The sequence below is a fragment of the Pseudoxanthomonas sp. F37 genome, from assembly GCF_022965755.1.
Classification (GTDB): domain Bacteria; phylum Pseudomonadota; class Gammaproteobacteria; order Xanthomonadales; family Xanthomonadaceae; genus Pseudoxanthomonas_A.
In genome coordinates this window covers 1,701,573-1,722,280 of the sequence record NZ_CP095187.1, presented here as the reverse complement: position 1 = coordinate 1,722,280, position 20,708 = coordinate 1,701,573, and the positions used below count along the sequence as shown (strand labels likewise).

Genomic DNA, 20,708 nt, shown 5'->3' with positions numbered 1-20,708 from the left:
GGAAACGCATCGCGCCCATGGGGCGCTCCTACACCCGACCGCAACCCTGTAGGAGCGGGCCATGCCCGCGATGCTCTATGCGGGAGCCCGGAAACGCATCGCGCCCATGGGGCGCTCCTACACCCGACCGCAACCCTGTAGGAGCGGGCCATGCCCGCGATGCTCTTGCGGGAGCCCGGAAACGCATCGCTCCCATGGGGCGCTGCTACGACAACCGCGCCCCGGTATCGGGATCGAACACATGCAGCACCGCGCCCTCGACGGTGACGCGCAACGCCTGGCCCGGTTCGGGCAGGCGCTGCGGCAGCATGCGGGCGACCAGCGCTAGGCCCGCACAGGTCAGGTTGACGAAGACTTCATTGCCCACCGGCTCGATCAGCTCCACCTGCGCCTCGAACGCCGGCTTGCCGATGCCGGCCGGCAGAAGGTGTTCCGGGCGCACACCCAGCGCCACGCGCCGGTCCAGCCAGGCCGCGGTCACCGATGCCTGGCCCAGCGGCAGCACCTGCCCTCCCTCGAGCACCAGCTGCAGGCCGTCGGCCTCGCGCAGCGTGCCATGCAGCACGTTCATGGCCGGACTGCCCAGGAACCCGGCAACGAACAGGTTGGCCGGCTTCTCGTACAGCGCCATCGGCGTGTCGATCTGCTGGATCTCGCCGTCCTTCAACACCACGATCCGCTGGCCCAGCGTCATGGCCTCCACCTGGTCGTGGGTGACGTAGATCATGGTCGCGCCGAGCTGGCGATGCAGGCGGCCGATCTCGGTGCGCACGGAATGGCGCAGTTTCGCATCCAGGTTGGAGAGCGGTTCGTCGAGCAGGAACACCGACGGCTCGCGTACCAGCGCACGGCCCAGCGCGACGCGCTGGCGCTGTCCACCGGACATCTCCCGTGGCAGCTTCCCCAGCATCCGGGTCATGCCCAAGGTCTCCGCGGCCGCATTCACGCGCCGATCAATCTCGGCGCGCGCCACGCCACGCAGCTTCAGGCCGAAGGCGAGATTCTCCGCCACCGTCATGTGCGGGTACAGCGCATAGCTCTGGAACACCATGGCGATGTCGCGGTCCTTCGGCGCCACCTCGTTGACGCGCCGCCCGCCGATCAGCAGGTTGCCGTCGGTGATGTCCTCGAGCCCGGCGATCATGCGCAACAGCGTGGACTTTCCGCAGCCGGAGGGGCCCACCAGCACCATGAGTTCGCCGTCGGCGATCTCGAAGCTGGCCCCGTGCACGGCCACCTGGCCGTTGTCGTACACCTTGCGCACGCGGTCGAGCTGGACACTGGCCATCATTGCTCCGGTCGGGCGGCGCCCGTGGTTGTTCGCTGCGGTCGGGGTCCCGTTCCGCGGCCGGGGAAGTTGCGCTATTCTGCCATGTAACCGTTTTCACAAGGCAAGCGGCCGCGCGCCGACGACCGCACGTCCACCTCACGTCCAGGCCGCCCATGTCACCTCCGCCGCGCCGCACGCCCGCCGCTCCGATCTCCGTTTCCGCTGTCGCGCATACGTATACACGGCCCGCATGCGCGCGCATGCCTGCCTGGCGTCGGCATGCGCGCGCGCTATCATGCGCGGCCCACGCAACGTGGCTCCACCACCGCACAACAGGATCGACCAGGCGAATGCAGCGGATCCCCTTTGGAAGCCTTCCCGCACCCCACAGGATGTTGGCCGCATGAGCAGCGCCGATCGGGTCCTCCTCGCCGACATCGGCGGCACCAACGCGCGCTTCGCGCTGGCCGATCCCGCTTCCGCCGTGCCGCTGCTCGACGACAGCGTGCGCGAATTCGTGGTGGCCGATTTCCCTTCGCTCGCCGACGCCGCGCAGCACTACCTGGACGAGACCGGCGCCACCGCGCAGAACGGGGTGTTCGCCGTCGCCGGCCGCGTCGATGGCGATGAGGCCCGCATCACCAACCATCCGTGGGTCATCTCGGTGAACCGCACCCGGCAGGCGCTGGGTTTCCAGGGCCTGAAGCTGGTCAACGACTTCGCCGCGCAGGCGATGGCGGTATCGCTGCTGACGCCGCGCGACGTGGTCGCCATCGGCGGCGCGCAGTGGATGCCATCGCCGTTGTCCGTACCCCGCACCTACGCCGTCATCGGCCCCGGCACGGGCCTGGGCGTGGCCGCCCTGGTGATCCGCGACGGACGCGCCTATCCGCTGGAGACCGAAGGCGGCCACGTCAGTTTCCCTCCCGGCACGCCAGAAGAGATCCGCATCCTGGAAATCCTGTCGGCGCAGTTCGGCCGCGTATCGAACGAGCGCCTGATCTGCGGGCCGGGCCTGGTCAATCTGTATCGCGCGCTCAGCGAAATCGCGGGCGAGGATCCGGGGGGCCCCCTGGAGCCGAAGGACGTCACCGCGCGCGCCGCCGCCGGCGATCCGCGCTGCGTGCGCACGCTGGACGTGTTCTGCGCCGTGTTCGGCGCCATCGCGGGCGATCTGGTGCTGACCACCGGCGCGTGGGACGGGGTGTTCCTGACCGGTGGCCTGGTGCCCCGCCTGCTGTCGTCGCTGCAGCATTCCGGCTTCCGCCAGCGCTTCGAACACAAGGGCCGCTTCTCGCCGGCGATGGCGCGCGTGCCGACCCTGGCGAACATGCATCCGCGCCCCGGCCTGCTCGGGGCGGCGGCCTACGCGGTCGAACTGTTCGGGCCGAAGACACCCTCGCACAGCTGAGGTTTTGCGCAGATGCGCGCTGCAACGCAACACGCGCAGCGCTTGCATGCGGGGACTGGTCTGCCTTTGGTCGCTTTCGCGCCTGCGCCAAAGGCGGTAGAAAGCAGCATGCCGTCGCCGTCGTTTCCCGCCCTTCCGCTCCACGCGCTGGAGATGCCGGAAGGTTGCGCCTCACGGCCTCATTTCGCCCCGCCATGCAGAATGTCCGCGTCTGCAGCCTAGCCCTACGCCCATGAGCCTGCACCCCCGCATCCAGGAAGTCACCGAACGCATCCGCCAGCGCAGCGCACTGCTGCGCCGCGCCTACCTCGACGGCATCGATGCCGCCCACCGCGAAGGTCCGCAGCGTGCCCGCCTGAGCTGCGGCAACCTGGCGCATGCCTTCGCCGCCTGCGGTCCCACCGACAAGGGGCGGCTGCGCGCCGACGTCACGCCCAACCTCGGCATCGTCAACGCCTACAACGACATGCTGTCGGCGCACCAGCCGTTCGAGCATTACCCCGGGATCATCCGCACGCTCGCCCGCGAGATGGGCGCCACCGCGCAGGTCGCCGGCGGCGTGCCGGCGATGTGCGACGGCGTCACCCAGGGACGCCCGGGCATGGAGCTGTCGCTGTTCTCACGCGACGTCATCGCGCAGGCCACCGCCATCTCGCTGAGCCACGACATGTTTGACGCCGCGCTGTACCTGGGCGTGTGCGACAAGATCGTCCCCGGCCTGCTGATGGGCGCGCTGGCCTTCGGCCACCTGCCGGCGGTGTTCGTACCGGCCGGCCCGATGACGCCGGGCATCCCCAACAAGGAGAAGGCCGCCGTGCGCGAGCGCTACGCCGCAGGCGAAGCCACGCGCGAAGAGCTGCTGGAGGCCGAAGCCGCGAGTTACCACGCCGCCGGCACCTGCACGTTCTATGGCACCGCCAATTCCAACCAGGTGCTGCTGGAGGCGATGGGCCTGCAGTTGCCTGGTACGTCCTTCGTCAATCCCGACCAGCCATTGCGCGACGTGCTGACCCGCGCCGCTGCCGAACGCGCCCTGCGCATCACCGCCCTGGGCGACGACTACCGGCCGATCGGTCGCCTGATCGACGAGCGCGCCATCGTCAACGCGATGGTGGCGCTGATGGCCACCGGCGGCTCCACCAACCACACCATCCACTGGATCGCCGTGGCGCGCTCGGCCGGCGTGATCCTGACCTGGGACGACATGGACCTGATCGCGCAGACCGTGCCGCTGCTGGCGCGCGTCTATCCGAACGGCGAAGCCGACGTGAACCGCTTCGCCGCGGCCGGCGGCACCCAGTTCGTTTTCCGCGAACTGCTCGACGCCGGCCTGATGCACGACCTGCCCACCATCGTGCCCGGCGGCATGCGCGCGTTCTGCGACGAGCCGCGGCTGCAGGACGGCAAGCTCGGGTATGCGCCGGGCGTCGCCCGGAGCGCCGATGAGGATGTGGTGCGCCCGGTGGCGCGCGCGTTCGAAGCGCAGGGTGGCCTGCGCCTGCTGCGCGGCAACCTGGGCCGCTCCCTGATCAAGACCTCGGCGGTCAAGCCGGAGTACCGCTACATCGAGGCGCCGGCCGTGGTCGTCGACGATCCGCGTGCGCTCAACAAGCTGCATGCCGCGGGCGCGCTGCCGCAGGATTTCGTGGCCGTCGTCCGCTACCAGGGGCCGCGTGCGAACGGCATGCCGGAACTGCATTCGCTGGCGCCGCTGCTGGGCCTGCTGCAGAACCAGGGTCGCCGCGTCGCCCTGGTCACCGACGGCCGCCTGTCCGGCGCGTCGGGGAAGATTCCCGCCGCCATCCACCTGACCCCGGAAGCGGCACGCGGCGGCCCGCTGGCCAGGCTGCGCGAAGGCGACCTCATCCGCCTGGACGCGGAAGCGGGCACGCTGGAAGCCCTGGTGGACGCCGCCGAATGGGCCTCGCGCGACATCGCCCCCAACACCTCGCCGGCCGCGCTGGATCTGGGCCGCAACCTGTTCGCGGTGAGCCGCGACGTGGTGACGCCCGCAGACCGCGGGGCGATGTCGATCTCCTGCGGCCTGCCCCACCACGATGGCACCTGGGAATACGACGCCGAATACGAACTGGGCGACACCGCGCATGCTGCGGAAGCGCCGCACGAAGCCAAGGATGCATAGCCTCCTGTTCCATCCGTAGGAGCGCCCTCGGGCGCGATGCTTTTCGGGAATGGCGAGAAGAAGAGCATCGCGCCCGAGGGCGCTCCTACAGTCCTCCTTCCGGCCGAACATTCCACCATGACCATCCAAGCCCGCCAGCAGAAAGCCGAATCCCTCCTCCGCGCCGCCGGCATCCTGCCGGTCGTCACCGTCCACACGCTGGATGAAGCGCGCAAGGTGTCCGAAGCCCTGCTGGAAGGCGGCCTGCCGGCGATCGAACTGACGCTGCGCACGCCGGTGGCGATGGCCGCGCTGGCCATGCTGAAGAAGGAACTGCCGGATATCGTGATCGGGGCAGGCACCGTGCTGACGACCGAGCAGATCGCGCAGTCCATCGATGCGGGCGCCGATTTCCTGGTGACGCCCGGCACGCCGCCGGAGATGGCCGAAGCGCTGGCTGCCGCCGACATCCCGGTGGTGCCCGGTGCCGCCACGCCGACCGAGCTGCTGTCGCTGATGGCGCGCGGCTTCCGCGTGTGCAAGCTGTTCCCTGCCACCGCTGTCGGCGGGTTGGCGATGCTGAAAGGCCTGGCGGGCCCGCTGTCGGACCTGAAGATCTGCCCCACCGGCGGCATCACCGAGGACACCGCGGCCGACTACCTGTCGCAGCCGAACGTCGTCTGCATCGGAGGTTCGTGGATGGTGCCGAAGGCTTGGCTGGACAACGGCGAGTGGGACAAGGTCACCGCCAGTTCCGCCAAGGCCGCCGCCATCGTCAAGGGCGTGCGCGGCTGACGTTCTCTCTGCAGGAGCGACGTAAGTCGCGACCACAGAAGTGAAGTGTCGTGATGCGTGAGCGCAGTCACGCCGTCACTGCCGGAAACATGGCGCTCGCCCTCATGCTGCTACATGCGATGCCGTGCGGTCGCGACTCACGTCGCTCCTACAGTGGGTCATGACGCTTGAGTTCCATTGCCAGGCCCTGTCGCCGCCACCCCGACGCCAGCGCGGCATACCAGCCGACCATCAGCAGGCCGAGCCACCATTCGAAGACGTTCTCCCAGCGGTCCTTCGCCGCAGGATCCGGCACGGCCAGCCCCGCCACGACATTCGCCAGACCCAGTCCCAGCATGGCCGCGGCGATCCACGCCTGGGTCGCGATGACGCCGGGGGCCAACGCACCCATCCGCGCGGCACGCCGCATCAAGGCGAGCTGCGCGAGATACCCGAAACCGAAATACACCACCACGCCGTAGCGGCGCAGGAAGCGGTAGGCCTCGCCATCGGTGCCGAGGAAGGTCGCGTAGACCGCCAGCGCGATGGCCGAGACCACGCCCAGCACGACCATCCAGCGACCGCCCCGCAACCAGCGGTGCGCCAGCAGCCAGACCAGCGCATGCAGCACCGCGCAGGGAATCACCAGCAACCGGAAGAGATGGTTTCCCAGCCCGTGGCGTGCCGCGCGACTGATCGAGACGCAGCCTTCCAGGTAGGGCACGCAGGCCGGCACGTGGCCCGCCTGGATCGACAGCACGTACGCCGCGTGCGCCGCGACCAGGAACAGCAGCGCGATCAGCAGCGGCAGCGGCCAGAGGGGCAAGCGGGCGTCATCGGCGTTCATGGCAGCAGGCGCGGACAGGAACCGCGCCTACTCTATCCCCGTTCGCCTTCGCTCACAGCGTACGGATGCTGACCTTCGCCGGCAGCGTGGCGATGCGCAGCTCGCCGTCCTTCCACTGCGCCGGCTGGCCGTTGATGCGCGTTTCGCCCGGAGGTTCCTTGTAAGGCCACGGCAGCACCAGTCCACCGGACGGCAGCTCCAATCCGGCCTTCGCCTCCAGCACGACCTCGCCCGCATGCCGGCGCAGCGCATAGCCCAGCACGCCATGGGGCGTGCGCAGCCCGTCGATGGCGATGCCTTCGCCATCCAGCCACGCCGCCGGCACGCCCGCCGCCAGCACCAGGCTGTCGTCGGCCTCGCGGCTGTAGGCGAACATGTCCAGCGCCGAGCGCACGAAGTCGGACGCGACCCAGGCGTGCGGCAGGTCGCCGACGAAGAACGGCTTGCGCGGCGTGCGCGACACCACCTCCGCCCACTGGTTCCACGCCTGCGGCGCACGATCCTTGAAGAAGAAGTCCAGCACCTCCCACGCGCGTTCGCGCCAGCCCAGGCGCACGAACGCGGCGACATTGCGCCATTCGTAGGGCGTGTAATCCTTCCACTCGCGCCGGCCGTCGCGGCGTTGCACGAACTCGGTCCAGTAGCGTTCGAACGTCGCGTGCAACAGGTCCACCGGCAGCGCGCCCTGCTCGCCGCCGGGCGCCAGCGCGATGGTGGTCGAGGTGGGGTCGAAGTCGCCGATCTCGGCCGCGCCAGGCAGGTAACCGATGTCATGCAACTGGGTGGCGGCGCGCAGCGAGGCGTACAGGTCATCGCGGAACTGGTCGCGTGACGCCGCCATACGCTTCGCTTCGGCCGCCTTGCCCAGGGCTTCCGCTACCTCGACGGCGTCCTTGTACCCGCGCAATGCCCAGAAGTTGTCCCAGTACGAATGCATCGGCTTGGCCGAATAGCCTTCGTGGCTGATCGAGGCCGGCATCATGCCGTAGAAGGCGGCGTTGACGGCACGGTTGGCCTCGGTGCGCTCGCTCAGGCGCAGTTCTTCCATGTAGGCGAACGCGCCCTGCACGTGCGGCCACATCCTGCGCAGGAAGGCCTTGTCGCCGGTATAGCGGTAGTACTCGGCGATATTGAAGATCAGCTCGCCGTGGCTGTCGTTCTCGGGCACGGGATCGCTGCCGCGGTCGTCCACGCAGCACGGCACCTTGCCGTTCTCGAACTGGTACGGCGCGTACCACTCGACGTATTCCTTCACCACCTCCGGGCGACCCAGGCGCAGCAGGCCTTCGGAGATCATCGCGCCGTCGCGGATCCAGCTGCGCGAGTACGAGCGCGTGCCCGGCTGCAGGCGCGGCCCGATGCGCGAGATCAGCATGTGCGCCAGCGCGGTACGCAAGGTATCGGCGACCGGCTGGCCTTCAGCCGGGACCTGCAGCCTCATCTCGTCGAGCTTCCTGCGCCAGACGCCCGCCATCGCCTGCTGGTCGCGCGCCGCATCGATGCGCGCCGGCAACGCCCCTTCCAGCGGCGCGACCCAGTCGATGTCCCGACTCTGGCCGGGCGCCAGGGTGAAGCGGTAGAGCATGGCGCCGGAGGCGAGGCCCGTCGCGTCGCCCTCAACCGATGCCGCATCGACGGTCGCGGTGGTGAGGCCCTCGATGCGTTCGCGCACCAGGCCCTCGTCGAACCGCGAGGCGATCACGCCATCCGGCGTGGCGAAGCGCAGGCTGGCGCGCCCGTTCACGGTCGCCACACCGTCGGCCAGCGCGAGCGCGCTGATCGGGCTGAAGCCACCGGTGGTATTGAGGAACTGGCTGGGCGGATTGACCTGCCACGGCTGCACGGCCAGCGCCAGCGTGTACTGGCGCGACGCGGCGCCCGTGTTGGTCAGGCGATAGCGCGCGACCACGCGCGCATCGCCCGGCGTGCCCGCGGCGAAGGCCGTGGTGGTCAGCGAGAACTGCGGGTGCATCCAGGCCACAGCGGGAATCGGCAGATAACCGTCCTGCAGCGATTGCGTGGCCTGCACGTCCGCCCAGCCGAGCCAGCGCCCGTCCACCTGCACGAAGGGCTCGACGCTGACGCCGCCCTTGCCGATCTCGATGGCGCCATCTTCACCGATCAGGCCCTGCTCGCGCCCGCCGTCGAGCCCCACGATCGTCCAGTACGGCTGCTCACCGCTGAATCCGCGCGGGAACCAGCCCTTCTGCGCATCGGCCGCCATCGCCTTGATCAGATCGTTGGGGTGCGCCGCGAACGACAGCGGCTTCACCTCCAGCCCGGCCAGGGCGAACGAGGTGCCCGGGCCATCGCCCACCGTCAGGCGGACGTAGCGCGCTTCCGACTCCGGCAACGCCAGGTAGTCGCGCCCTCCATTGCCGCCCACCACCGTGCGGACGTCGCGCCAGCGCACGCCGTCATCGGACAACTGCACCAGGTAGTCCGACGCGTGCTGGCCCGGCTTCCAGTCGAGCACCAGCCCGCCGAATTCGCGCAGCCTGCCCAGGTCCAGCGTCAGCTGCGGGTCGGCGTCGCCGTGCAGGTCGGCGGACCATGCGGTGTCCGGCTTGCCATCCACGGCCAGCGCCGCGGCGCCGGCCGGAAACGCGAGGTTCGCACTCGCCCTGCCCGTCAGCGGCGCCCCGTCGTCGACCTGCAACGGCTGGAACGTCAGCTGGTCGAAGCAGACCGAGCCCTTGCCGCCGGCGTTGTTGTAGACCGTGTACTCCAGCCTGACGCTCTTGCGCAGCACCCGGTCCGGGTCCGGGCCCCAGGCCTTGTCGATGTGCCGCATCTTGTAGCGCACGGGGGTCCACGCGGCCGGGAAGTCGTACTTCGGCCGATTGACCCACCAGACGTTGTCGCCGCTGGCATCGATGAGCTTGAACTGCAGGTCGTTGCGCGGCGAATCGCCACGGAGCGCGAAATCGAACCGGTAGTTCTGCGGGTATTCGAGTTCCAGATCGCGTTGGATACCGGCATGGCCCGAGACGCCATTGAAGTCGTAGTCCAGGCACATCGCCTTGCCTTCCACGCCATCGACCTGCCGCAGCGCGCCGCTGACCTGATTGGACGTCACCACGCGCCATGCCGACGGGTCGCCGAAGTCGTCGAGGATGCGCACGCCGTCCTGTGCGGCGAAGACGGGGGTGGCGCACGCGAGCAGTACGCTGCAGGCCAGGGCCGCCTTATGGAAGGCGAAGTCGCTGGGTTCCCGCCTGCACAGGAATGACAGTTCGTTGTTCATGGTGATTCAAGCTCCGCGCCGACCCGTTCCGGGTCAGCCTTTGACGCTGCCCAGCAGCAAGCCCTGGATGTAGTAGCGCTGCAGCACGAGGAACAGCAACAGCACCGGCAGGATGGTGACCACCGAACCGGCCATCATCAATTCGTAGTCCATCACGTGTTCGCGCGACAATGCCGCCAGCGCCACGGGAAGGGTCTGCAGCGCGTCGTCGCTCAGCACGATCAACGGCCACATGAAATCGTTCCAGGCGCCGAGGAAGCTGAAGATCGCCAGCGTCACCAGGATGGGCTTCAGGCCCGGCAGCACGATCTGGAAGAAGATGCGCGCCTCGCTGGCGCCGTCGATGCGGGCGGCTTCCAGCAGCTCGTCGGGGATCGAGCGCGCGTACTGGCGCACCAGGAAGATGCCGAAGATCGCCGCCATGCCGGGCACGATGGCGCCGGCATAGGTGTTCACCAGGCCCATCTGCTTGAGCAGCAGGAACAGCGGCATCATCGCCACCTGCGCGGGGATGACGAGCGCGGCGAGCAGCGCCCGGAAGGTGCTGTCGCGGCCCTTGAAGCGCAGCTTGGCGAAGGCGTAGCCGGCCATGGTGTTGAACAGCAGCGAGAGCAGCATCACGCTGGTGGAGACGATGAAGCTGTTGACCAGGTAGCGGCCCATGCCGGCGCGCACGAACAGGTCGCGGTAGTTGTCCAGCGTGGGCGCGGCAGGCAGCAGCGGCGGCGGGAAGTGCCCCGCCTCGCCGGTCTGCATGAAGGACACCGACAGCATCCACAACAGCGGCCCGAGACTGACCGCCGCAAGTGCGACCAGCAGGCCGTTGACGACGATGGCGACGAGACGATTGTTCATTCCACGCCCCGCTTGCGGGCGAACCACAACAGCCCGCTGGTGACGGCCGTCATCAGGATGAAGAGCAGGAACGCCACCGCCGACGCGTTGCCCAGGTTCCACCACTTGAAGCCTTCTTCGTACATCAGGTACAGCACGCTCTTGGTGCTCTCCAGCGGACCGCCCTGGGTCATCACGTAGGGCTCGGCGAACAGCTGGAAATAGCCCGCCATGGTCAGGATGCCGACCAGCAACAGCACCGGGCCGAGCTGCGGCAGCGTGACGTGGCGGAACTGCGCCCAGCGCGAGGCGCCATCGATGCGCGCGGCCTCGTACAGATCTTCCGGGATGCTTTGCAGGCCGGCCAGGAAGATGATCATGTTGTAGCCGAAGTTCTTCCACACCGCGAACAGGATGATGGTCGGCATGGCCCAGGTGGGATCGCCCAGCCAGTCCACGGCGTCGATGCCCACCCACGACAGCCCCCAGTTCACCAGGCCGTACCTGGTGTGGAAGAGATAGCGCCAGATCACTGCGACGGCGACCACCGTGGTGACCACCGGCGCGAAGAACGCGGTACGGAAGAAGCCCTTGAAGCGCCCCAGCTTCGAATGCAGAAGCAGCGCCGCGCCCAGCGACACCGCGACCGACAGCGGAACGCCCACGACGACGAAGTAGACCGTGTTGCCCAGCGACTTCCAGAACAACGGGTTCTGCAGCAGGCCCAGGTAGTTGTCCAGGCCCACGAAGCGCAGGTTGCCGATATCGGCCAGCGCGTAGATGTCGAAATCGGTGAGGCTCAACGCCAACGCAGCCAGCACCGGCAGGCCGAAGAACACCACGATGACCGTCAGCGCCGGTGCGGCGAACAGCCAGCCGGCGAGTGCGTGGGTCGACCTCATGGCGCTGCCCCGGCCTTGCCGGCCTGGTCCAGCATCCAGCGACGCTTCTCCAGGATGCGGTCGGCGCGCCGGTCCAGTTCCTCCACCGCCTGGTCCACCGTCATGCGCCCGTTGGCCACCTGCTCGCCGACCAGACGCATCTCCGTGGCGATGCGCTCCCACTCCGGCACCTTGGGCGTGGAGACCGCGCGTTCGAGTTGCTCGCGGAACGCCTTCGCGTAGGGGTCGTCGGCCAACGCTGGCGTCCGCCATGGGGAGCGGCGCGGCGGCAAGTCACCGGTCAGCGCGTGGAATTCCGCTTGCACCTGCGGCGACGACAGCCAGGCGATCAGCTTCCACGCCGCCGCCTTGTTGGGCGAATCCTTGAACACGACGAAACTGGTGCCGTTGGCGAGCGATGCGCCCGGGCCCGTCGGCCCCGGCAATGGCATCGTCATCCAGTCGTCCTGCTGGGCGGCAGGCAGGCGCTCCTTGAACTTGGCGATGTTCCAGGGCCCGGAGATGTAGAACGAATAGTAGCCCTTGCCGAACTCGTCCCATACGTTGGAGATCTGGTTGTTGGTCACCACCGGCGCCCACCCCTGGTCGAACATCTCCTTGTAGAACCCCAGCGACTGGCGGAAACCTTCGCTGCGGAAATTGCCGTAGCGGCCGCCATCGCGCAGCAAGGGTTCGGGCTGCTGGATGGCCAGGCTCAGCAGCGGCTCGAACTCGTTGAGCGGCAGCAGGATGGAATAGTTGCCATCGCCCGCCACCTGCTTGACCTTGCGCAACGCCACGCGCCATTCGTCCCAACGGGTGGGCAGCGCCTTCACCCCGGCCTTGGCCAGCATGTCGCGGCGATAGAACGGCAGGCGCGTCTCCACATACCACGGCACCGCATACGCATGGCCGTCGATCACGCCGGTATCCCAGACACCCGGGAAGAAATCCGCCTGGTCGAAGCCGGGCGTCGCGGCGATCCGGTCGTCCAGCGGGTCCAGCGCGCCGAGCGCGGCGAATTCCGGTATCCAGGTGTTGCCGATCGGGCATACGTCGGGCAGCGAATCGCCCGCGAAAGCGGTCAGCAGTTTTTCGTGCGCGGACAGCCACGGCACGATCTGCAGGTCGACACGGATGCCGGGGTGCTGGCGCTCGAACTCGGGCAGCAGCTTGGCCACCACTTCGCCTTCGTAACCCATCACCCAGAAACGCACCGTGGTACGCGTGTCTCCGGTGCGCGCGCAGCCCGCCAGCCCTGTGGCCAGGACGCCGACCATCAGCAGGAAACAGCAGCGCACCAGGGCCGACCTTCGAAAGATGGCCGCCCTGATGCGTGCTGGAGAGAACGTCGCTGGCACGCACTCGAACATGCGTGCAGCTTACTCTGGCTGCTGCGGACGCGCCGCCTCGGGTTGCGAGGCCTGGTTGGCGCGCGATTCCGCCGTACCCAGTGCGCGCGCCGCAGCCGCGTCCGGATCCGCCGGTGCCGGAAGCGCCGTCGACGCGGCCGCAGCCGCCTGTTCGGTCTTCGCATCCAGCCAACCGCCCTGGAATCCGGCCTTCTTCAATCCGTCGCGGATGTAGCGGTTCTTCTTCATCACGCTCCAGACGAAATCGTTGCGGTAGTTGGCGATCATCGCCAGGATCGGGCCCTGGTCGATGCCGATGTAGTCGCTGGCCACCCAGCCCTTGCCCGGCACGATGCGGCCGGTCTTCAGCGGAATGTCGTAGTCGAAGCTGGGATTGAACGAATCCAGGAAGCCGTAGCTGGAGTACAGGTAGTCGCCGTAGCGCCGGTGCATTTCCTCCGTCGCCGGGATGACGATCTCCGGCGCGAACGGCAGCGACGCCACCGCCGCCGTCGGCGCGATGGTGCCGTCGTCGAAGTTCTCGCGGAAGCCGGCGCCGCGCGCGGAGTAGTGGCGGAACGGACGTTGCTCGCCGCGATATTCCTGCAGGGTCTGTTGCGGACCGTCCGACGCGGTGAGGCCCCAGACGTTCTCGCCGTAGTCCTTCCACTTCATCGGGTTCTCGATCGCATACGCCCGCTGGGCGTAGGTGGCGCGGCGGCTGTTCTCGAAGTAGTCCATGCCCCGCTCGCGCATGTAGGCGTCCTGGATGCCGCGGAAATCGATCCAGACATGGCTGTACTGGTGGCCGAAGTGCGGGGCGAAGGTCAGGTATTCCTGCCCTTGGAACACGCCCCACAGCTCGCTGTAGCTGCGGGTCCATACTTCCCAGGCTTCCGGGCCCACCGGATGGGTCGGCGAGGCCATCGCCAGTACGTACACCATCATGGCTTCGTTGTAGCCCTTCCAGTCGTGCGGAATGACGCCGCTCTCGGGGAACCAGCCCATCGAGATCAGCGGCTTGTTGTTCTGCAGGAAGGTCCAGTCCACGCGCTTGTAGATCGTGTCGGCGATCCAGCGGATCTCCCGTTCGCGCGGGTCGTCGCGGTCGTAGTACGACTGCGCGAACAGCACGCCCATCAGCAGCAGCGAGGTATCCACGCTGGACAGTTCCACCCAGGTGTTGAAGCGGTGCCCGGTGTTCATGTCCAGGAAGTGGTAGTAGAAGCCCTTGTGGCCGGCCTTGCCCTCTTTCTGCGGGCCCTGCGGCAGGTCGCGCAGGAACTTCAGCGTGGTCAGCGTGCGATCCACGGCCTGCGTACGGCTGACCCAGCCGTTCTCGATACCGATGGGATACGCCGTCAGCGCATAGCCCACCGACGCGATGCTGGCGAACGGCCGCGACGGGTAGCGGTCCGGCGTCATGCCGTTCACTTCGTTGGTGGTGTCCCAGAAGAACTGGAACGTACGGCGCTCGATGTCGCGGAACAGCGGCGGCAGCTCGGGCTTGGCCGACGGCTCGGGCTTGGCGGTCGCGGCAGGCGCGGCGGGTTTGGCCTGCGGCGCGGGCGCGGGCTCCGGCGTTTTCTGGCAGGCGGCGATCGCCAGGGTCAGTAAGAATGCCGCGAGGCTGCGGGCCAATGGAAAGCGGGCTTCGTTCTTGGTCATCATGCTGGGCTGTAAACGTTTACATTCGAGGACGAAACCCTGCGCGCCGGATCGGCAACGGAATTCGCCGGCGATTCAGAAATTTCGGGGGATTCCGCTGCCGGAAAGACAGGAGACGGAGAAGGCACAAGCGCCCGTCGGCGGACGTATCGGTGACGTGCATTCCTGCGCCGTTTCATCGGCGGCAGACGCGTGTCGGATGAACCACTCGTGCGTCACTTCCGCCCTCCACGGATGACCGCTCACCGCCGAAATGTAACCGTTTTCATCGTCCATGGCAAAAACGGCCACATCCGCTCCGCGGGGTGCGCAAACCCTTGTTTCCTTTCGGAAAACCAGAGGCTTCCATGCTGCAGTGCAGCGGCCACGCGTTCACTCGCATTCAACCCACCGCCGGCGCCCGGCAATGGCGTTCGATGAAGGCCTGGTGCCTGGGCATGGCCTGCACGCAGCGGTCGATGGTCTGCCGGACATTCGCCACGAAGGCCTCGACCTCTGCCTCTGACAGGCGATCCACCAGGGGCGAATAGGCCTCCGGCACGATGCGCTGGCCCAGCATCACCTGCACCCAGCTCTGCAGGGCGAAGAACTCCTCGCCGTCCCGATAGAAGCGTCCGCTGTTGCGGAACAGATCGATGTTGGCCTGCAGCGTGTCGGGAATCGCCATGTCCCGGCATTCGCGCCAGAACGGCTCGTCGCGCTCCACGGCCTTGTAGTGCAGGATCAGGAAATCCCGGATATGGTCGTACTCGAAATGCGTGCGCTGGTTGTAGCGCGCGACCAGACCGGGATCGATTCCCCGTCGCGGAAACATGTCCAGCAAGCGCAGGATCGCCGTCTGGATCAGCAGCAGGCTGGTCGACTCCAGCGGCTCCATGAAGCCACTCGCAAGCCCGACCGCCACCACGTTGCGGCTCCAGAACTGCTTGCGCTTGCCGGTCACGAAACGCAGCGGCCGCGGTTCCGCCTGTGCATCGCCGTCCAGATTCGCAAGCAGCGTGCCTGCGGCTTCGTCGTCGCTGAGGAAGCGGCTGCAGTAGACCAGGCCGTTGCCGGTGCGATGCTGCAGCGGAATGCGCCATTGCCAGCCCGCCGTGCGCGCTGTCGAGCGCGTATAGGGCGTGGGGTCGCCGGCGCGCGCGCAGGGCACCGCCACCGCTCGGTCGCACGGCAGCCAGTGACTCCAGTCTTCGTAGCCGGTCTTCAGCGCCTGCTCGATCAGCACGCCACGAAAGCCGGAGCAATCGATGAACAGGTCGCCTTCGACGCGGCGACCGTCGGCCATGACCACCGCCGAGACGAAACCATCCTCCGGACGCAGCTCGACATCCACCACCCTGCCTTCGATCCTTTCGACGCCCTGTCCTTCCGCGAAACCGCGCAGGTAGCGCGCGTAGAGCGTCGCGTCGAAGTGGTAGGCGTAGGCCACCGATGCCAGAGGCGACGTGGGCGGTACGTCCGTCGCCCCGGGAAGGAAGCGGTCCTGGCGCGAGGCCACGGTCTGCAATTGATACGAACCGATGTCGCCGACATCCTTGCCGGCCAGCAGCAGGCGCAGCCAGTAATGGTGGAACGCGGCTGGACCGGGGTCGTGCCCGACCATGCCGAACCCGTGCATGTAACGGTCGCCGATGCGCGCCCAGTCGCGGAACTCGATGCCGAGCTTGAAGGTGCCTTGGGTGGCGCGGACGAACTCCGCCTCGTCCAGCCCCAGCGCTTGCGCATTGAACGTGCGGATGTGCGGCACCGTGGCTTCGCCGACGCCGATGATGCCGATCTCGTCGGACTCCACCAGCCGTACCTTGCAGCTCCGGTCCAGATGCCTGACCAGCGCCGACGCGGCCATCCAGCCGGCCGAGCCGCCGCCCACCACCACCACTTCGCGAATCGGACTGACGTCCATCTCCCCTCCCCCATATGACGGGACCCGCTTGCGCGGGTCCCGAACATGGCCTATGACGTCGTACCTGTTACCAGGTCAGACGCGCACTGACGAACAGCGTGCGCGGCGATGTGTAGCTCCTGACGTCATTGCCCGTGTCGCGGACCCTGACCGACGGATCGTAGACGCCACCGGAGCCCCACATCACGTCATACGAGCTGTAGTTCTCTTCATTGGTGACGTTGATCATGTCGGCACGCACTTCGAACGCCATGTCTTCGGCGATATCAAAGCGCTTGGACAGCGACAGATCCAACTGCTTGGTACCAAACGTTCCTGGCGCGTCTACAGAGACGATCAGCGGGGGAACGGGCTCTGGGGACTGGTACGTCCACCAGCCGGCAACATCGTTGATCGGCGGCGGGGTCGCCAGGGTCACCTTGGCGGAGGCGGTGAAGCCCCACGGCAAGTCATAGATACCCGTCATCACCAGACGGTGCCGCGGCGTGGCTTTCAGGTCGATGAAGGGATACGCCTCGATCGTCGGAGCATCGAAGGAGTAGTGCTCGTCACCGCCGCGGTTGCCCTTGGCACGGGAGAACGTATACGCCGCAGTGAATCCCCAACCGGACTCTTCGGTATAGGGCTTCTCGGCCGACAGCAACAACTGCGTGGTCTTGGTCTCTATGCCGTTATCACCCAGGATCAGGCCGCCGAAGCCTGGCGGATTGTGGTCCCACGGCTGCGCGATGTCATCAGGATTCCACGAGGGCGCATCCCAGAAATTGCCGTTGGGATAGCGGTTGCCCAAGGTGAAGACGAAACCTTCCTTGCTGTGGATGTAGGCCACCGTTGCCGACGTGCTCCACTCGCCGATCGTGCCGCGGATGCCGAGCGAGTACTGGTCAGAATACGGAGTAACGAGATCATTGTTCAGCAGATCGATTTCGCCGTTTCGGCCGCGCTCGTCGACGATTCCACGCAGCGCATCGATTCCGTTCAGATAGCTCGCATCCCAAGGCACGCATGTGCCCGGTGCGGGGGTGCATCCCGATGTCTCGACGAAATTGACTTTGTAAGTAGCAAGCGCTGCTTTGACCTGCTCGAGACCCATGTAGTCGAACAGGTTTCGGTCGTAGCTACGACCTGCGCCACCGAAGACCACCCAACGCTCGTCGCCGGTCAGGTCGTACGAGAAGCCCAGGCGTGGCGCCCAGTTGTTCTTGTCGGCCTTGCGGTTGTTGCCAGTGCTGATGTAGTCCTCGATGTTGACACCGCCGGCGCGCAGCTGGTCGGCGTAGACGCCGCCCGAGTTGCTACCCGTGCCGGGACCGTACAATGCGTCGACCACCTCTTCCGGGGTCTGGTAATCCAGATAGGACGGGATCTCTTCGTAATCCCAACGGAGGCCGAGATTCAGCTGCAGGCGATCAGTGACATCCCAGTCGTCCTGCACGTAGATGCCGTACTGCTTGGCCTTGGTGGTAACGATGGGCGAGGCACCCTCGAAGGGCAGATTGAAGTTGACCTGATAGGGGATCGTGGCCGTGCCGATGGGCGTATACGGCGTCACCGCCAGCGAACCATCATTGACCGCATAACGGAACGTCGGATTGATCGCCGAGTTCTCGCTTTGCGTCAGTTCAACCGATTTGTACTTCACGCCCATCTTGACGACATGGTCGCCCATCCATTCGAACGAGTTGAACGTCAAGTCGTTCTGGAACGCCGGGCCCTTCTGACCCTTGCGCTGGATGGACAATGCGCTGGTGGAATCAGCGAACAGCAGGACATCGTTCTCGACGGGGCCGCGCGTATAGACGGACTGGTTGCCGATGGTGAAAGCCGCCGGGTTGAAGAGCGAGTCCTCGTAGGTAACACGCGCCTCATTGAGGAACGTTTCACCGTAATGCATCCAGCGCAAGTCGTAGCGCTTATCGGTATTGAAGTTAACTTTCGCCGCGGTATCGGTCGTCGTACCGCCATTGCCGCTGACGCCTTCTTCATCGCGGTACTTCGCAGACAATTCCAGCCGGTCATTGTCGCCGATGTCCCAGCTCAACTTGCCGAAGTACAAGTCTTCGTTGAAGGGGGACGTCGTCGGACCCAATTGGTCGCGGATCCGCTCCGGCAGGAAGTCTTCGAAGGAAGCCCACTGATTGGGAACCGCCACGGGATCGACGTTCAGCACGAAATCCTTGGCTTCGTAGCTGAAGAAGAAGTGCATCTTGTCCTGAATGATCGGGCCGCCCAGCGCGAAGCCGTACTCGTTCTGCTTGGTCTTGGCCTTATCCTCGCCTGCACCGACTTCACTTACGGTTGGCTGGCGCATCGAGGTATTTGTGTACCGGGTAAACAGTTCACCCTTGAACTCGTTCGTACCCGACTTGGTCTGGGCGATGATCGCTGCCGAACCTACCTGATCGAACTCGGCCTTGTAGTTCGACGTCACCACCTTGTACTCGCCGATCGCCAGCTGCGGGAACGGATTGCCCGCGCTCTGGTCCTGGCCCGCCACGCCACCGGTCAGAACGTAGTTCTTCTGGCCCACGCCATCGATGTAGACGTTGATGGCACTGGTCTTCTGCGCGCCGCCACGAAGCTTGGACTGGCCGGTCCTCTGGTCGGTCTCGAACTGCATGCCCGGCACGGTGTCGGCGAACTCGAGGAAGTTGCGCGTCAGCTGCGGGATGGTGTTGATCTGCTTCAGTGACACATTGGTGCCGACTTCGGAGGTCTTGACCTCCTGCAGCGGCGGGGCCGACACGCGCACGGTGTCCAGCGTGGTCGCATCGCCGGCCGGAGCGGCAGGCGCGCCGCCTACCAGGTCCAGGCTGACCGACGTAGCGACCTGCAGGGTTACGGTGCGTTCGGTTCCACCCGAGGACACCGTATAGGTGCCCGGCGGCAGGCCGGCCAGCGCATAGCTGCCGTCGGCATTCGCGGTCACCTGCCGCTTGCTGCCCGTGGCGGTGTTGACCGCGGTGACCTGCGCGCCGGCTTCCGCCTTGCCGCGCAGCGTGGCGTTGGACGACTGGGCGATGGCGTGGCCGCTGGCCACGACGAGTACGCTGGCCAAGGCGCAGGTCAGCAGCTTGCGCTTGGGTTGGAACATGGAACGGTTGCGATGTTTCATTGGCTCTCTCCCTCCAAAAAGTCGTTTCATTGCGGGCCGGCTTGATGGCCGCCTGTAATCGGTTACAAGCCCGCCCAAAAAAAAGCGGGTGCCTCTTTCTCTTACTTCTTCGCCCGCGGCACCGCTCCGATGCTCGACTCCCGCACGATCAGTTCGGGAACCAGCGTCGCCGACGGCGCCACGCGCTCGCCGTCGGAGTCGATCGTGTCCAGCAGCCGGCTCATCGCCTGCCCGCCAAGCTCCGCGATACTGACCCGCATCGTGGTCAAGGTCGGGTGAACGAAGCGCGCCAGCGGGATGTCGTCGAAGCCGGCAAGGGCGATGTCCTGCGGGACGCGCACGCCGGCCTCGTTGAAGGCATACAGGCAGCCCAGCGCCATCATGTCGTTGGCGGCGAACACCGCCTGCGGCCGGTCCGCCGCCTGCGCGATGCGCTTTCCGGCTTCGTAGCCGGCCGTCTCGCTGAAGTCCCCGGCGAACTCCTGCGGCATCGCCTCCGGCGCGAAGCGGGCGAGCGCATCGCGGTAGCCGCGCAGGCGCTCGCGTGCGTCGAAATTGCCTTCCGGCCCACCGATGAAGGCGATACGGCGATGGCCCGCCTGCGCCAGGTGCTCGACCATGGCCACGGCGGCGCTGTAGTTGTCGATGGTCAGCGCCGGATAGGCCGCTTCCTGCACGTCGGTATTGATCAGCACGACCGGCAGCGACGATGGCAGGTTGTCCACCAGGAAACCGGGCTGGTCGGTATACGGGGACAGCACCAGCAGGCCATCCACGCGGCCCCGCATGGCGCGCAGGGCTTCACCCTGCTCCTCCGGAAGGCCGTGATAACTGGAGACGAGCAGATGCTGGCGACGCGCGCGGGCCACCTGGTCGATGCCGCGGATCAGTTCGGAGAAGAATTCGCCATACAGGTCGGGCAGCACCACGCCGATGGTCTGGGTGCGCCGGCTGCTCAGGCTGCGGGCCGCGGCATGGGGCTGGTAGCGCAGGCGGTCGGCCGTGGCCAGGACCTGCTGGCGCACGGATTCGGCCACGTTCTCGTGCCCGTTCAAGGCGCGCGACACGGTCGCCACGGAAACCCGTGCCTCACGTGCGACATCCTTGATGGTGACCGAGGTTCGCGCCATTCCCCGCCCCTCCGCGGTGATGACTGCTGCAAGTGGCGCGGACTGTAACCGTTTTCACGGAAACGTGTAAAGCCCGCGTTATTCAATCCCGAAAATGCCTGGAATTCAGGCACTTGTGTGAGCCGACAGGTATCCGTAAGTATTTTGCGTTGCA

At 66.8% G+C, this 20,708-nt stretch carries 13 protein-coding genes; 3 read left to right on the top strand and 10 right to left on the bottom strand.

All coding sequences use genetic code 11. The features are described 5' to 3' along the window. Positions 1 to 205: 205 nt before the first annotated feature. The gene (gene ugpC, locus MUU77_RS07965; protein WP_245093581.1) at positions 206 to 1,288 is read right to left on the bottom strand and encodes a sn-glycerol-3-phosphate ABC transporter ATP-binding protein UgpC; all 1,083 of its coding nucleotides are present in this window, start codon (positions 1,286 to 1,288) and stop codon (positions 206 to 208) included. Positions 1,289 to 1,673: 385 nt separating this feature from the next. On the opposite strand from ugpC, the gene glk reads away from it, so the two are divergent. The 3 genes from glk (at position 1,674) to MUU77_RS07950 (ending at position 5,598) form a co-directional block, all read left to right on the top strand. Further along, the gene (glk, locus tag MUU77_RS07960) at positions 1,674 to 2,681 is read left to right on the top strand and encodes a glucokinase (protein ID WP_245093579.1); all 1,008 of its coding nucleotides are present in this window, start codon (positions 1,674 to 1,676) and stop codon (positions 2,679 to 2,681) included. A gap of 232 nt (positions 2,682 to 2,913) precedes the next feature. Beyond that, a complete protein-coding gene (edd, locus tag MUU77_RS07955) occupies positions 2,914 to 4,824 on the top strand; it encodes a phosphogluconate dehydratase (RefSeq protein WP_245093577.1) in 1,911 nt (636 codons plus the stop codon). Between the two features lie 117 nt (positions 4,825 to 4,941). Next, entirely contained in the window at positions 4,942 to 5,598 is a 657-nt protein-coding gene (locus MUU77_RS07950; protein ID WP_245093575.1) for a bifunctional 4-hydroxy-2-oxoglutarate aldolase/2-dehydro-3-deoxy-phosphogluconate aldolase, read from the top strand. Positions 5,599 to 5,746: 148 nt separating this feature from the next. On the opposite strand, the gene MUU77_RS07945 is transcribed toward MUU77_RS07950, so the two are convergent. The 9 genes from MUU77_RS07945 to MUU77_RS07905 all read right to left on the bottom strand — a co-directional run bounded on the left by MUU77_RS07945 (position 5,747) and on the right by MUU77_RS07905 (position 20,554). After that, positions 5,747 to 6,424, bottom strand: coding sequence for a hypothetical protein (locus MUU77_RS07945; protein WP_245093573.1), 678 nt, complete (start codon positions 6,422 to 6,424; stop codon positions 5,747 to 5,749). A 52-nt stretch (positions 6,425 to 6,476) separates the two neighbouring features. After that, on the bottom strand, positions 6,477 to 9,671 hold the full coding sequence (locus MUU77_RS07940) for a discoidin domain-containing protein (RefSeq protein ID WP_245093571.1): 3,195 nt from the start codon (positions 9,669 to 9,671) through the stop codon (positions 6,477 to 6,479). A 33-nt stretch (positions 9,672 to 9,704) separates the two neighbouring features. After that, a complete protein-coding gene (locus MUU77_RS07935; RefSeq protein ID WP_245093569.1) occupies positions 9,705 to 10,526 on the bottom strand; it encodes a carbohydrate ABC transporter permease in 822 nt (273 codons plus the stop codon). Further along, positions 10,523 to 11,407, bottom strand: coding sequence for a sugar ABC transporter permease (locus MUU77_RS07930; RefSeq protein WP_245093567.1), 885 nt, complete (start codon positions 11,405 to 11,407; stop codon positions 10,523 to 10,525). Before MUU77_RS07930 ends, MUU77_RS07935 begins: the two co-directional genes overlap by 4 nt. Further along, positions 11,404 to 12,687, bottom strand: coding sequence for a sugar ABC transporter substrate-binding protein (locus MUU77_RS07925; RefSeq protein ID WP_245093565.1), 1,284 nt, complete (start codon positions 12,685 to 12,687; stop codon positions 11,404 to 11,406). Before MUU77_RS07925 ends, MUU77_RS07930 begins: the two co-directional genes overlap by 4 nt. Positions 12,688 to 12,768: 81 nt before the next feature. Then, entirely contained in the window at positions 12,769 to 14,406 is a 1,638-nt protein-coding gene (locus tag MUU77_RS07920) for a glucoamylase family protein (RefSeq protein WP_245093563.1), read from the bottom strand. Between the two features lie 382 nt (positions 14,407 to 14,788). Then, the gene (locus tag MUU77_RS07915; RefSeq protein ID WP_245093561.1) at positions 14,789 to 16,309 is read right to left on the bottom strand and encodes a tryptophan halogenase family protein; all 1,521 of its coding nucleotides are present in this window, start codon (positions 16,307 to 16,309) and stop codon (positions 14,789 to 14,791) included. A gap of 67 nt (positions 16,310 to 16,376) precedes the next feature. Next, positions 16,377 to 19,424: a TonB-dependent receptor gene (locus tag MUU77_RS07910; RefSeq protein WP_245093559.1), complete on the bottom strand. Its 3,048-nt coding sequence runs from the start codon at positions 19,422 to 19,424 to the stop codon at positions 16,377 to 16,379. A gap of 101 nt (positions 19,425 to 19,525) precedes the next feature. Further along, positions 19,526 to 20,554: a LacI family DNA-binding transcriptional regulator gene (locus tag MUU77_RS07905; protein ID WP_245093557.1), complete on the bottom strand. Its 1,029-nt coding sequence runs from the start codon at positions 20,552 to 20,554 to the stop codon at positions 19,526 to 19,528. Between the last annotated feature and the right edge of the window lie 154 nt (positions 20,555 to 20,708).

What these genes read in the sequence shown, in the direction of transcription:
- MUU77_RS07940 (WP_245093571.1), bottom strand. Translation starts at nt 9,671, where the DNA reads ATGAACAACGAACTGTCATTCCTGTGCAGGCGGGAACCCAGCGACTTC.
- MUU77_RS07910 (WP_245093559.1), bottom strand. Translation starts at nt 19,424, where the DNA reads ATGAAACATCGCAACCGTTCCATGTTCCAACCCAAGCGCAAGCTGCTG.
- MUU77_RS07905 (WP_245093557.1), bottom strand. Translation starts at nt 20,554, where the DNA reads ATGGCGCGAACCTCGGTCACCATCAAGGATGTCGCACGTGAGGCACGG.
- ugpC (WP_245093581.1), bottom strand. Translation starts at nt 1,288, where the DNA reads ATGGCCAGTGTCCAGCTCGACCGCGTGCGCAAGGTGTACGACAACGGC.
- MUU77_RS07945 (WP_245093573.1), bottom strand. Translation starts at nt 6,424, where the DNA reads ATGAACGCCGATGACGCCCGCTTGCCCCTCTGGCCGCTGCCGCTGCTG.
- edd (WP_245093577.1), top strand. Translation starts at nt 2,914, where the DNA reads ATGAGCCTGCACCCCCGCATCCAGGAAGTCACCGAACGCATCCGCCAG.
- MUU77_RS07935 (WP_245093569.1), bottom strand. Translation starts at nt 10,526, where the DNA reads ATGAACAATCGTCTCGTCGCCATCGTCGTCAACGGCCTGCTGGTCGCA.
- MUU77_RS07950 (WP_245093575.1), top strand. Translation starts at nt 4,942, where the DNA reads ATGACCATCCAAGCCCGCCAGCAGAAAGCCGAATCCCTCCTCCGCGCC.
- MUU77_RS07920 (WP_245093563.1), bottom strand. Translation starts at nt 14,406, where the DNA reads ATGACCAAGAACGAAGCCCGCTTTCCATTGGCCCGCAGCCTCGCGGCA.
- glk (WP_245093579.1), top strand. Translation starts at nt 1,674, where the DNA reads ATGAGCAGCGCCGATCGGGTCCTCCTCGCCGACATCGGCGGCACCAAC.
- MUU77_RS07915 (WP_245093561.1), bottom strand. Translation starts at nt 16,309, where the DNA reads ATGGACGTCAGTCCGATTCGCGAAGTGGTGGTGGTGGGCGGCGGCTCG.
- MUU77_RS07930 (WP_245093567.1), bottom strand. Translation starts at nt 11,407, where the DNA reads ATGAGGTCGACCCACGCACTCGCCGGCTGGCTGTTCGCCGCACCGGCG.